The following is a 13974-nucleotide window of genomic DNA, read 5'->3' as shown; positions in this document are numbered from 1 at the left end:
GAACGGCACAGTTAAAGTCACCGGCGCTAAAAAAAGTATTAGCCTTTGTGGCGATACTCGTCAGAAACACTAAGACGTTTTCTTCCTTTAGCTCTACGAGACGCTAATACTCTTCTACCATTAGCTGTGCTCATACGCTCTCTAAAACCGTGTTTGTTTCTTCTTTTTCTTTGCGAAGGCTGAAATGTTCTTTTCATGACGCTTTATTATATTTTTTTAATATTCTAACCTGTAATTATCCTTAATAGGAATGCAAAAGTACTGTATTATTTCTAAACTAACAAGGACTAAAATCAAAAAGTTTAGTGTAACAGAACTCTTTATCTGGTTAGCCTATTTATTTTTCAAAATGTCTCTGATTTCAGAAAGTAGAACCTCTTCTTTAGATGGCGCTGGCGGAGCAGCTGGAGCAGCCTCTTCTTTCTTATTAAAAGAATTAATTCCTTTAATCACTAGAAAAATACAGAATGCAATAATCAAAAACTGTATAATCACATTCGCGAAGTTACCATATTTGATAGCAACCTCTGCTACACCAGTAGTCGCATCAGCTTCCGTAATCACATACTTTAAATTACTGAAATCCACCCCTCCTGTGATAAAGCCGATCGGAGGCATAATAACATCGTCCACCAAAGAAGTAACGATTTTACCAAATGCACCACCGATCACAACACCGACAGCTAGATCTAACACGCTACCGCGCATTGCAAATTCTTTAAACTCTTTTAAAAACCCCATAATTATTTAATTTTTGTTTTTCTATATACATACAATTATAATGATAATAATCAAAAATACGACAATATGTGCAAGTTTTTTATTATTAATTAATGTGAACAATCTAAATATATAAATGATTATTTCGTATGTTTGCAAGTAGCAATCACCTATTCAAGCTCACACTAAATAGTTGTTAAATATAAAACGCACATCCCTTTTTATGAAAAAGATACTCATCGCAGATGACCACAGCATAGTCAGATTAGGGGCTGCCGTAGTGATTAACGAAAAATTCAAAGATGTTTCTATAACTAATGCAGTCACGATAAAAGAGGTCTATGATCATCTTAAATTTGAAAAATTCGATTTATTGCTTTTAGACATTAATATGCCCGGAGGTAATAATATAAAAGTAATCGGCGAAATACTCAACTTTCAGCAGGATCTAAAAATCCTAGTTTTCTCTTCTTACGACGAGAACATCTATGCCTTACGTTATATTGAAGCAGGGGCCGCAGGTTATCTCAACAAAAATACCGCTATGGAAGAGCTGGCCAATGCTATTCAAAGCATTAAAGACCGAGGTAAGTATATGTCCAATGAAGTAAAGGATCTGTACGTACAAAAACTGACAAGCACAAAATCTTCAATGGATCGGGTCAATCCGTTGAATAAACTATCCAACAGGGAGATGGATGTCGCAAAACACCTTATAGAAGGTCATGGCATACTCGAAGTATCTAACCTCTTGGCATTAAGCTCATCGACTGTAAGCACCTACAAAAGTAGGATTTTTGAAAAATTAGCGGTCAACAATATACCAGACCTTATCGAGTTATTTAAACTCCACGCTAAGGACTAATTTATGCATCGTGAAGGGAAAGACATCCTTCCCTCCACGATGTCATTAAGCCTCGCTTATTTCTTATTTTTTAGATCCTGTATACCCAATCGCAGATCTTGTGATAGTGTCTTTAGCTCCTGAAGCCCCTTACGGAGTCGCGTCCCAGCAGCTCCATTGCCCTTGGTATAAAACTTTTCCGCTTCAGATTCCAACCCGTGTACTAAAGCTTTCAACTCTTCAAATTTGTTAATACTTGCCATAATTTACTGATTTATAAATTTATAGATTTTAGATTTATTCCTAAAATAGCATCTTTATAACACAAAACAAAATACGCAAAGCAAAAGGTCGGCTGTCTTAGACAGCCGACCTTTCTATACAGCAATAAAAAAAGCGCTCTGATTAATCTACATTATCGTGTAAAAACGAATTATTAGAACGAATCTCCGTCACACCTTCATCAAAAGATAAGGTGAATCGTGACACCTGAGAATCAGCCGAATGAGGCACATCGTCCAATGTCTTTTGTTTTCTTTTGTAAGCAGGCTCGTTTTCCAACTCGGCCAATCCATTCGAAGACTTCAACTTCATACTTAATTCCTTAAGTCTTAAGATGCGTTCTTTTGTCTTTAACAACTGATCTTCGAAGTTAACTTCTTCTTCCACTTTTACAGTAGAACCACCTACATGTGTCGTAGGTATAGAGGAAGTTACAATGTTATTCACTTGGCTAGCCACCTCTTCATCAACCTTCTCTTCATAGGCGTCAAATACAGTTGGCAACTTAAATTCAAACACAGAAGGCGAAGTCTTCAACTCGAAACCATGGTTTTCTTCTTTTTCTTCCACAAAATCATCCTGTACATCCAATGTATGACGGACTATCTGCGGCTCAGCCTGAACCGAAGCATTCGTAAATCCAGCAGATTTAGATGGAGCTGAGAACAAGTCTGCTTGTGGCTTACTAACAACAGGCTGCTCCATGCTATTAGCAACTGTAGGCACTACAGGCTTTATATAGCTATCTACTCTCGCTTCCGATGGACGCTCAGTAAATTGATTCTGTCCTACAGGTTTAACAAAAGAAGGTGTCGGCTCTGGAGTAAGCGGCAATGCTACTTTCTCTTGCTCTTTCTCTTTGATACGCTCTTCCGAAGTTTGGAATCCTGTAGCGATAATAGTTACCGACAGACTATCTTCCAATGCTTCGTCAATACAGTTACCCCAAATCAAGTCAGCAGTCAAACCTGCCTTTTCCTGAATGAAATCTGTAACGATAGCTACCTCGTCCATAGTTACTTCCGTCTTTCCAGAAGTAATATTTAAAAGAATATAACGTGCACCTTCTATCTCATTATCTTTAAGTAACGGAGAAGCTAATGCTCCTGTTACAGCTTTGATCGCTCTATCTTCTCCAGAAGCCACATGGTTACCCATAATAGCCACACCACTATCATTCATAACGGTACGAACGTCTTTAAAATCGACGTTGACATAACCTGGAATAGTGATGATTTCGGCAATACCTTTTGCAGCAGTAGTTAATATATCATCCGCCTTCGCAAATGCTGCAGTCATCGTCAAATTTCCAAAGATTTCGCGTAGACGATCATTAGAAATTACAAGATACGAATCCACATATTTACGAAGTTCACTTAAGCCTTCTTCCGCTTGCGAACGACGTTTCTTACCTTCGAATGTAAAAGGAGTAGTAATAATCGCGACTGTAAGGATTCCCATCTCCTTTGCTGCTTTAGCCAAGACAGGACTAGCACCGGTACCGGTACCACCACCCATTCCAGCAGTAATAAACAACATCTTTGTGTTGGGGCCTAACATTCTCTTGATATCGTCGATACTTTCGATAGCAGAGTTCTCACCCACGTCAGGATCTGCACCAGCTCCCATTCCCTCTGTAAGACTAGCTCCCAATTGTACTTTGTTAGGAATTGGGCTCAACTCCAGCGCTTGCGCATCTGTGTTGCACACAATAAAATCTACACCACTAATCCCTTGCTTGTACATGTGATTGACGGCATTACCACCGCCACCACCTACACCTATAACCTTGATTATAGATGATTGCTCCTTTAACATTTCAAATTGTATCGACATAATATCCTATTTTTATGAACTGCCAAGCGATCAAAACGAAACTCAACAATTCGAATGTAATAATACCAAATTATTAACAACAGTTTTCCACAATTGTTAAAATGTGGAAAAAACTACGTTGTGTTGAAAATTATTTCTTACCTATAAAGGTGTCATCATCAATCTCTTGATTGTCGCGAATGAACTCTGAAATAATTTTCGTAAACCAGCTCTCCTTTTTGCTTTGCTTCTCTGCAATCTCTTTTACCTGCACCTTTTCGGTCTTTCTGCTCGCCATTTCGTGATTTGCAGCTTCCTCATCCTCCAAGATCTGTATACCTTTAATCAAAAGACCAATACTTGTAGCGTACATTGGGCTCTTCATTTCCTCAAATGTCTGCTTGTTCAACATATCCGTTTTTGCCAGGTACTCATTTGGATAACCGATACGGCAATCTATTCCCGTGATATACTCAACCAACTGCACCAAATGCTTCAACTGTGCTCCCCCACCTGTAATAACAATACCTGCGATCAGCTTATCCTCATATCCAGAAGATTTAATTTCGTAGTATACGTGTTCAATGATTTCCTCCATACGCGCCTGAATGATATAAGCCAAATTTTTGACCGATATCTCTTTCGAGTCACGTCCACGGATTCCCGGAACACAGATTACCTCATTCTCTTTATTCTCATCCGCCAATGATGATCCGTATCTCACTTTTAACTGCTCCGCCTGGTTTCTAAGTACAGCACAACCTTGACGAATATCTTCAGTTACAATATTACCTCCTAATGGAATTACAGCAGTATGACGGATGATACCCTCGTGGAAAATAGCCACGTCGGTAGTACCTCCACCAATATCAACAAGAACAACACCAGCCATTTTTTCTTCATCATCCAATACAGCTTCGGAAGATGCTAAAGGCTCCAACACCAGGGATGAAACTTCAAGATCAGCATTATCAACACACTTCTTGATGTTTTTAATATCCGTAACCCGTCCAGAGATGATATGGAAGTTTGCTTCCATACGACGCCCTGCCATTCCGATAGGTTCTTTGATACCTGGTTCATTATCGATTGTAAACTCCTGAGGCAAGACATGGATAATCTCTTCTCCCGGAGGAAGAACCAATTTATACATATCCGAAATCAATCGTTCTACATCGATTCTACCTATTTCATCATCATCGCTTTTGGTCAAAATACCGCGATGTTGGATGCTTTTGATGTGCTGACCTGCAATACCGATATTCACGACCTTAATATCCACATTGGACTGTCCTTCAGCCGAGGAAACTGCTTCCCTGATACTGAACACAGTCTTTTGAATATTAGCGACCACGCCACGGTTTACTCCTGCAGATTCGGCTTTACCAACGCCCAACAACTCAATTTTATTCGAACCACTGCGTCTCCCTACAGTAACACAAATCTTTGTTGTACCGATATCCAATCCTACGATGATTGGATTCTCTCTTTCAATGTCTGTAATTCTTGGTTTCATATGCTGTATTTTATGCTGTATTGTTAATTTTTCATATTTATTTTCATCTGCAAACTGTCGATAAACCAGTTCCCCCTGCGTTCACAGATGATCTGACCGCCATACTTGACGTTCACTTTTTCATAGGCCTCACTGCCTACCTTAGGCAGAATATTCTTGTAATACACCTCTAGCCTTCTCAACTTATAATCTAGAGAATCTGCTGAGCCGATCACCAAGACTTCTCGCCCTACGCGTGGAATCAATTCGATATCCCGCTGTTCATTGACAAAAATCTGTACAATTTGGTTCTCCCAAAGATTATCGCCCCGTACATGTCCTGCAATACGCACCAAATCCTGTACTAACTTGGACTCAACCATCTCTAGTGGCTGCTTATATCCTTCACTGATATTACCATTTGCGACCATCACGTGTGGCACATATTTCAATGTCACCGGGACTTTCTTGCCCAAGCGATCCACATAGTACTCACGTCCGGCTTTGTTGATCACGCGCAATACGACTTCGCGTTGCTGCACTGTAACCTGCATGGTCCCGTCCATATCCAAATGCACCTCCGCATTGGATACATAAGGCAACATTTCGATGGCTTCTTCGATCTGTTGTACTTTTATACCTGCCAAATCTTTTCCGACAACCGACCCGAATTTCTGGTCGATCATCTTCGAAATATCCTGCTGGTCGATAAATGTTTCCTTACCCTCCACAACTACTTTCAACTCTTTACATAGTTGTTGGCTATCCTTCTTCGATACCAGACTCATAAGCATAGCTAAGCCTACAAAGATCACTAGACCTAAGAAAACGTAAAAAACCATGCTCCATCTGATATTTCTCATACTATCTCTCCAATAATTCCTTCAGTGGTTTCACCAGTCGGTCGATATCTCCTGCCCCTACAGTTACCAATAATTCAGGCTGTTCATCCCTAGCGATCTCCAAAACTTCCTGCGGGCTCACCACGCGCTTGTTCGACAAGTCGACCTTTTCCAACAACCACGATGAAGTCACTCCTTCAATAGGTAATTCCCGTGCAGGATATATTTCCATAAGTAACAACTCATCGGCCATACCCAATACCTCTGCAAATCCATCTATAAAATCGCGCGTACGGGTGAATAAATGTGGCTGGAATACAACCGTCAATTTTTTCTCAGGATACAGTTTACGCATAGAGCTCAAAAAAGCCCTTAACTCCTCGGGATGATGCGCATAGTCATCAATGTAAATATGCTTTTCATTCCTAACGATAAATTCAAACCGTCGCTTTGCTCCTTTAAAATTAGCCAGTGCCGCTACGATTTTTTGGTCCTCAATCTTCAACAGCCGCGCTACCGTAATCGCAGCTACAGCATTTTCCACATTATGAAGCCCCGCTATACCCAAAAGAATGTTCGCTATTGTGACTTCATCACTCACATAGTCAAAATAAAACTGACCGTCTTTAACATGTATATTTTTAGCATAAGCATCCGCTTCAGTATGCTGCGAATAGCTAATGTCTCCTTTAAAAGGCAAGCCCTTTTTTACAATCCGTTTTCCACCGTCTACCACCCGATCCAGGTACATCTCAAATGATTCAATCAAATGCGATTCATCCCCATAGATATCCAAGTGATCCGCATCTGCAGAGGTCACGATAGCGATATCCGGATGTAGCGTCAAAAACGAACGATCGTATTCATCTGCTTCGACCACCACTACATTATTTGCTCCAAAAAGCACATTCGTATCATAGTTTGAACTTATGCCTCCTAAGAATGCAGAACAATCATAACCCGAATCTTTCAAAATATGGGCAATCATGGTTGAGGTCGTTGTCTTACCATGCGTACCAGCTACTCCGATAGTAAAGCGGTTAGCACTGATAATCCCCAAGACCTGTGAGCGTTTAAAAAGCTCAAAGCCTTTATCCAGAAAATAGTTCTTTATCTTCAACTCCTTAGGAACCGCCGGCGTATAGATCACCAATGCTTGTTCCGATGGTGCTGAAAAGGATGCATCGATTGTAGTGACGTCATCTTCATACACCACAGGAATACCTTCCTTAGCCAAAGCCTTGGTTAGCTCAGTCTCCGTTCTATCATATCCACTCACCTCACAGCCGAGTTTATGAAAATAACGTGCCAGACCGCTCATCCCGATACCACCGATACCGATTAAATAAACTTTCTTTATCTGATCAATGTTCATATCCCCTATTTCTTGATTAATTTCAACACCTCTCTTGCAATCACCTCATCGGCATCCAACAAGGCCATTTTTTCTATATTCTGCCCCAACGTCTCCGCCGCAGGCGCATCATTCAATAATTCCAATATTTTATCCACCAGCACATCTCTCGCTTCCACATCCTTCACCATCACTGCAGCGTCTCTATTTACCAGTGCCATCGCATTTTTTGTCTGATGGTCCTCGGCCACATTAGGCGACGGCACCAGAATCACAGGCTTGCCCACCACACATAGTTCAGAGATTGTACCTGCTCCCGCACGGGCCACTATCAGATCAGCCGCCGCATATGCATAGTCCATCCTCTGTAAGAAAGCAGACATTTTAATGCTATTGGGAAGTTTCCCACCAAGCTCGGCTGTCAACTTATCCACATAGTATCCCCCGCATTGCCAGATAACCTGTACACCTGCAGCATTCAACTTATCAATATTATTCTTCACGCAGTCATTGAGCGTCCCCGCTCCTAGGCTTCCCCCCGTCACCAAAATAGTTTTCTTGCCCGCTTCTAAACCGAAATCGACCAAAGCCTCCCCCTTTTTACCTTCAATATCTACCGACGCACGACGAATAGGATTTCCGGTCAATAACACCTTTTCTTTTGCAAAGAACTGCTCCATACCCTCATAGGCAACACAGACTTTCTTAGCTTTCTTGCCTAGGCTCTTGTTTGTTTTTCCAGCAAACGAATTCTGTTCCTGGATCAACGTAGGTACCCCCATCATATTTGCCATCATCAACAACGGGCCGGAAGCATAACCACCGACACCTACGGCAACGTCCGCTTTAAAATCCTTAATAATTTTTCTCGCCTTCAACAAACTATCCAGCATCTTAAAGGGCAAAGACAGATTTTTCAGCAAAGACGAACGGTTGAACCCTTGGATATTCAGACCTATGATCGTATAACCTGCGGCTGGCACTTTCTCCATCTCCATCTTTCCTTCAGCTCCAACAAATAGGATTTCAACATCGGGCTCAATACGACGCAAAGCATTAGCAATTGCTATCGCAGGAAAGATATGCCCTCCTGTACCGCCACCACTGATAATTACTTTATGCGCCATTTTATTCGTATTTAGTAATGAGTATTGAGATAGGAGATTTTAATCCCGTAACTCTCCCCTTCTTAACTTTATAACCTTATAACTATATAACCTTGTAACCTTATTAACTTAATAATCAAATTGACCCGACGACAACCCTTTTAGGTTTTATCACCTCATCCAATTCTTCCTTACCTTTTAATTCTTCAATATTCCTACTCACAGACAGAATAATCCCTAGTGCCACTGACGTAAACAAAATGGATGTCCCCCCCATACTTACTAGTGGAAGCGGAACTCCTGTCACCGGCCCCAACCCTACAGCCACCGCCATATTTGCAAGAGCCTGTATTGTTAGGCTAAACCCTAAACCTGCGGCCAAAAATGCCCCGAATGCACGTGGACTCATCGTTACGATACGAATGCAACGGTACATCAAAGCCAAATACAAGAACAACAGAATCACACCACCCATCGTACCATATTCTTCAATTATAATCGCGAATATGAAATCCGAATAAGGGTGCGGTAATACGTTACGTTGCACGCTATTTCCTGGACCTTTACCAAATACTCCACCTGTCGCAATAGCGATTTTCGCATTATTCGCCTGATAGTTTTTATCCTCTTGAAAAGGAACATTCGTTTCGTGTACTTCCTCCGTCTTAAAGAATCCTTCAATACGGCTGAAATAAGTAGCCCGACGTGGACCTATTGAAATTACTATTATCCCCAATACTGCTACACCGGCCGTAACCAAAGCAATCTGCTTAAACGAAATACGACCAATCAACAACAAAAGAACGCTGGTTCCGAAAAGCATTACTGCTGTAGACAAGTTGGCCCAGGCAATCAAAACAAACACCACACACACCGCCCCCATAATAGGGACAAAAGATTTCTTGACATCCTTAATCTCCTCTTGCTTACGGGATAACATACGGGCCAAAAAAGTAATCAAAGCCAGTTTGGCCAAATCCGAAGTCTGAAATGTCTGATTGATAACCGGAATCGTAACCCATCGCGATGCCTCATTCACTGAACTACCGAAAATCAACGTATATAACAGTAAAGGGATTGTAATAACCATCAGTATCTTCGAAATACCCGCGTACCATTTGTAATCCAACTTATGGGACAAATACATCAAAAGCAAACCCACTGCTACAATAGAAAAATGTTTAAACAGATACAGCTCCGTCCCTTTTCCTTCTTTATAAGCCAACGTACCTACAGAACTATAAACAGCAAGCAAAGACCACCCTGATAGAATTATCACGATAATCCAGATCCACTTGTCTCCTTTTAGCTTTGCAAATATCTGTTCCATTATCTTTTTTCCTCTGTTATCGAGTTATCAGATGATCCTGTTATCAAGTTGTCTTGACAATTCAAAACCTTGGTAACTTGTTCACTTGTTAACTACCCAACCTACAACGCCATTACAGCATCTTTAAATTTATCTCCTCGTTCTTCGTAATTTTTAAACCAATCAAAACTTGCGCAAGCAGGTGATAACAATACCGTATCTCCCTTTTTAGCAAGATGCGATGCGATCTGTACAGCATCATCCATTGAAGCACTGTTTACAATTACGTCTACCTCATCTTCAAATGCATCATGGATGCGTGAGGTATCCTTACCTATACAGATAATCGCTTTAACTTTTTGCTTCACTAAATCGCGCAACATATCATAATCATTTCCTTTATCCACCCCTCCTAACAGAAGAACGATATCTGGCGAAAAACTCTCCAACGCGTACCATACCGAATTCACGTTGGTAGCTTTGGAATCATTGATATAATTGACACCTCCTATAAATGCCACATGCTCCAATCGGTGCGGTATATTGACATAAGAGCCCATACTCTCCTTCATCGTCTGATTGCGCAACTCTTGTACTTTAGCGACCAAACCTGACGCCATATTATTGTACACGTTGTGTCTTCCCTGTAATGATAACTCTTCAATATTCATCGCAAATATCTCTCTATTAGGTATGTTAATTATTAAATCTTTCTTCTCGTTTAAATATGCACCTTTCGACACCACATCTTCCTGTGTCATAGGTAGCATCATTGCTTTTATATCAAATCTCGGCAGCGCTTTGACGGTCTCTTCATCATCGCTACAGTAGATAAAGAAATCGTTAGCCGTTTGATTTTGAATCACCCTGAACTTCGAGTTCACATAGTTTTCCATCTTGTAATCGTAGCGATCCAAATGGTCTGGAGTGATATTCAACAATACAGCCACATCGGCTCTAAAATGATACATATCGTCCAGCATAAAACTCGATATCTCCAAGACGTAAACATCAAAATCTGCACGCGCCACCTGTAGAGCGAAACTTTTTCCGATATTGCCCGCCAAGCCCACATTAAGGCCTGCCTTCTCCAACATATAGTGAGTCAACATCGTCGTAGTCGACTTCCCGTTTGACCCTGTAATACAGATTAACCGTGCATCGGTATACTGTGCCGCAAATTCGATTTCCGAGATAAGTGGAATACCAGCTTCTCTCAGCTTTTTTATTAAGGGCGCTTTTTCCGGAATACCTGGGCTCTTGACAACCACATCTGCATTCAAAATAGCTGCCTCAGTGTGCTGACCGCTCTCAAAAGCGATTCCTTCATCTTGCAACTGCTTCTGATAAGATGCAGCTATCACCCCAAGGTCGGACACGAATACATCAAACCCCTTATCCTTACCAAGGATAGCAGCTCCAACACCGCTCTCTCCTGCTCCCAGAATTACTAAGCGACCTTGCTGTGGATAATATGTATCTGCAATATTTGCCATCTTATCTAACTTTCAACGTTACTATGGTTAAAATCGCCAGGATAACACCCACAATTACAAATCGGGTTACAATCTTGGCTTCGTGATATCCTTTCTTTTGGTAATGATGATGCAGCGGAGACATTAAGAAAATCCGTCGCCCTTCACCAAACTTCTTCTTTGTATACTTAAAGTAGGATACCTGTGTAATAACCGAGACCAACTCAATCAGGAACACACCACACAACACCGGAATCAACAGTTCCTTGCGGATCAGGATAGCAAATGCCGCGATATTACCTCCAATCATCAACGATCCCGTATCTCCCATAAATACCTGTGCAGGGTAAGCATTGTACCACAAAAAACCCGTACATGCACCGATAAATGCTCCAGCGAAAATCACCAGCTCACCCGAATTCGGGATGTACATGATATTCAGATAATCCGAGAAGATAATATTACCCGACACATACGCTAGTATTGCGAGGGTAATCCCTATAATCGCCGACGTCCCCGTTGCCAATCCATCTATACCATCCGTTATATTCGCTCCATTCGATACTGCTGTCACGATAAATACGACAACAAATAGGAATAGGAAAAAAGTAGGCCACTTACCTTCTAAACCAACAACATCCAATACCTTGGAATAGTCAAACTCATTATTTTTATAAAATGGAATGTTCGTCTTTGTTGACTTCACATTTTCCGCATATGTCTTTTCGCCAGTCTGTGGATTAATAATCACCTCAACAGGTCGTGATGAACTCGGGTTTGTCACCTGCTCCCGCACGACGATATCCGGATGAAAGTACATTGTTATAGCTATCAGTGTACCTAAGCCCACTTGACCAATAACCTTGAATCGACCAGCCAATCCTTCTTTGTTCTTCCGGAATACCTTGATATAATCATCCAAAAAACCAATAGCACCCATCCAAAGGGTCGTAATGATCATAATGATAACATAGATATTATCCAGCTTAGCAAACAACAATGTCGGGATAAGAATACCTGCTATGATAATCAATCCTCCCATAGTTGGTGTACCTTGTTTCTTTTTCTCCCCTTCTAGCCCTAGGTCACGAATAGTCTCGCCAACTTGCTTTTTGTGCAGTAACCGGATTAAACGGCTACCAAAGACGGTGGTAATAATCAAAGAGACAATAACCGCCATTGCCGTCCTAAACGAGATGTACTGAAACAACCCCGCCCCAGGAATATGCAAGTGCTCTTGTAACCAATTAAATAAGTAATACAACATCGGCTCTTATTATTGTTCGTTAAATGTATTTTCCAATTCTTCACGATCATCAAAATGATGACGCACACCATTGATCTCTTGATATTTCTCGTGTCCCTTTCCGGCAATCAGCACGATATCCCCTGGCGATGCCAAGTGGCAGGCTGCGCGGATAGCCTCTCTCCGGTCCGAGATACTAAATGTATTTTTCTTTTTATCAGCAGGTATACCCGCTTCCATTTCCTTGATAATAGCAAGCGGATCCTCCGTACGCGGATTATCCGAAGTAATGATAACCTTATCACTATACTTCAAAGCTACTTTAGCCATTTCAGGGCGTTTTGTCCGATCACGGTCCCCACCACAACCCAATACCGTAATAATCTGCTGTGTTCCGGTGCGCAGTTGCTGAATTGTCTCCAACACATTCTCCACTGCATCTGGTGTATGGGCATAATCGACCACACCAACAATCCCCTTAGCCGAACGCACCGTCTCAAATCGTCCTTCAGCACCTGTAATCTCGCTCAACGCAGTCAGCACTTTTAAAGTCTCTTGCTCCAACAGAATCGCAGCACCATATACCGCCAAAATATTATAAGCATTAAATCCGCCCACCAATTTGACCCAGACCTCTTGCCCATCAATTTGCAGCAGCATACCATCAAAATGACTTTCTATTACCTTGGCCTTAAAGTCTGCCATACTCTGTAGGCCATAAGTCTTGCGGTGTCCAAAAGTATTTTGCAACATCACTGCTCCATTTTTATCATCGATATTGGTCAATGCAAAAGCATAGCGATCCAACTCGTCGAAAAAGCACTTCTTCGCTTTTATATAGTTGCTAAACGTTTTATGGAAATCCAGGTGATCATGCGTGATATTTGTAAATATCCCACCAGCAAACCGCAGACCTGCTATACGTTGTTGTACCACAGCATGCGAGCTCACTTCCATAAAGCAGTAATCACAGCCCTCTTCCACCATTTCCCGTAGCAACTGATTCAGCGCCACTGGATCCGGTGTCGTATGTGTAGCCGGAATAATACGGTCACCGATTCTATTTTCAACAGTAGACAATAGCCCCACCTGGTACCCCAAATGATCAAATAAATTAAATAACAAGGTAGCTACCGTAGTTTTCCCATTTGTACCCGTCACTCCTACCAACTTCAAATCCTTGGATGGGTTGCCATAAAAATTCCCAGCAACCAGCCCCAGTACATAAGCACTATCATTGACTAATAGGTAGGTTACCCCCTCCAACATTTCGGCAGGCAACTCTTCGACGACAATAGCAGCAGCCCCTGCAGCTCCCACTTTATCTACGAAGAGATGTCCATCTGTATGCACACCACGAACCGCTACAAAGAGCGCCCCATCTTTCACTTCTCGAGAATCAAAGCACACCGAAGCAATCTCCACTTCGAGCGAACCTTCAACCTGTATAACAGGCACCGCATGCAATAATTCTTTTAATATCATA

At 41.6% G+C, this 13974-nt stretch carries 13 protein-coding genes; 1 reads left to right on the top strand and 12 read right to left on the bottom strand.

Features of this window, described 5'->3' with window-relative positions; translation table 11 throughout:
* Positions 1 to 38 precede the first annotated feature (38 nt).
* Together rpmH and mscL are read right to left on the bottom strand one after the other, a co-directional pair.
* Positions 39 to 197, bottom strand: a complete 159-nt coding sequence (gene rpmH, locus CLV99_RS00485; RefSeq protein ID WP_081643199.1) for a 50S ribosomal protein L34 — start codon at positions 195 to 197, stop codon at positions 39 to 41.
* A 136-nt stretch (positions 198 to 333) separates the two neighbouring features.
* On the bottom strand, positions 334 to 741 hold the full coding sequence (gene mscL / locus CLV99_RS00480; protein WP_133582525.1) for a large-conductance mechanosensitive channel protein MscL: 408 nt from the start codon (positions 739 to 741) through the stop codon (positions 334 to 336).
* Positions 742 to 943: 202 nt separating this feature from the next.
* Here mscL and CLV99_RS00475 point away from each other — a divergent pair, with 202 nt between their 5' ends.
* Positions 944 to 1585 (top strand): response regulator, encoded by a 642-nt coding sequence (locus tag CLV99_RS00475; protein WP_133582524.1) that lies wholly within the window; start codon positions 944 to 946, stop codon positions 1583 to 1585.
* A 56-nt stretch (positions 1586 to 1641) separates the two neighbouring features.
* On the opposite strand, the gene CLV99_RS00470 is transcribed toward CLV99_RS00475, so the two are convergent.
* The 10 genes from CLV99_RS00470 to CLV99_RS00425 form a co-directional block, all read right to left on the bottom strand.
* Positions 1642 to 1827, bottom strand: a complete 186-nt coding sequence (locus tag CLV99_RS00470; RefSeq protein WP_211348370.1) for a histone H1 — start codon at positions 1825 to 1827, stop codon at positions 1642 to 1644.
* Between the two features lie 142 nt (positions 1828 to 1969).
* Positions 1970 to 3682 (bottom strand): cell division protein FtsZ, encoded by a 1713-nt coding sequence (gene ftsZ / locus CLV99_RS00465; RefSeq protein WP_133582523.1) that lies wholly within the window; start codon positions 3680 to 3682, stop codon positions 1970 to 1972.
* A gap of 130 nt (positions 3683 to 3812) precedes the next feature.
* Complete coding sequence (gene ftsA / locus CLV99_RS00460) at positions 3813 to 5177, bottom strand: cell division protein FtsA (RefSeq protein WP_133582522.1); 1365 nt, start codon at positions 5175 to 5177, stop codon at positions 3813 to 3815.
* A gap of 23 nt (positions 5178 to 5200) precedes the next feature.
* Entirely contained in the window at positions 5201 to 6019 is an 819-nt protein-coding gene (locus CLV99_RS00455; protein WP_133582521.1) for a cell division protein FtsQ/DivIB, read from the bottom strand.
* A 1-nt stretch (position 6020) separates the two neighbouring features.
* The gene (gene murC, locus CLV99_RS00450) at positions 6021 to 7373 is read right to left on the bottom strand and encodes a UDP-N-acetylmuramate--L-alanine ligase (protein WP_133582520.1); all 1353 of its coding nucleotides are present in this window, start codon (positions 7371 to 7373) and stop codon (positions 6021 to 6023) included.
* A 5-nt stretch (positions 7374 to 7378) separates the two neighbouring features.
* On the bottom strand, positions 7379 to 8479 hold the full coding sequence (murG, locus tag CLV99_RS00445; RefSeq protein ID WP_133582519.1) for an undecaprenyldiphospho-muramoylpentapeptide beta-N-acetylglucosaminyltransferase: 1101 nt from the start codon (positions 8477 to 8479) through the stop codon (positions 7379 to 7381).
* 115 nt (positions 8480 to 8594) lie between these two features.
* The gene (locus CLV99_RS00440; RefSeq protein WP_133582518.1) at positions 8595 to 9788 is read right to left on the bottom strand and encodes an FtsW/RodA/SpoVE family cell cycle protein; all 1194 of its coding nucleotides are present in this window, start codon (positions 9786 to 9788) and stop codon (positions 8595 to 8597) included.
* A 101-nt stretch (positions 9789 to 9889) separates the two neighbouring features.
* Positions 9890 to 11263, bottom strand: a complete 1374-nt coding sequence (gene murD, locus CLV99_RS00435; RefSeq protein WP_133582517.1) for a UDP-N-acetylmuramoyl-L-alanine--D-glutamate ligase — start codon at positions 11261 to 11263, stop codon at positions 9890 to 9892.
* 1 nt (position 11264) lies between these two features.
* Positions 11265 to 12509, bottom strand: coding sequence for a phospho-N-acetylmuramoyl-pentapeptide-transferase (gene mraY, locus CLV99_RS00430; RefSeq protein WP_133582516.1), 1245 nt, complete (start codon positions 12507 to 12509; stop codon positions 11265 to 11267).
* A 9-nt stretch (positions 12510 to 12518) separates the two neighbouring features.
* Positions 12519 to 13973: a UDP-N-acetylmuramoyl-L-alanyl-D-glutamate--2,6-diaminopimelate ligase gene (locus CLV99_RS00425; RefSeq protein WP_133582515.1), complete on the bottom strand. Its 1455-nt coding sequence runs from the start codon at positions 13971 to 13973 to the stop codon at positions 12519 to 12521.
* Position 13974 lies beyond the last annotated feature (1 nt).

This window comes from Sphingobacterium yanglingense (assembly GCF_004363245.1).
GTDB lineage: Bacteria > Bacteroidota > Bacteroidia > Sphingobacteriales > Sphingobacteriaceae > Sphingobacterium > Sphingobacterium yanglingense.
This window is presented reverse-complemented; position numbering and strand designations above follow the sequence as displayed.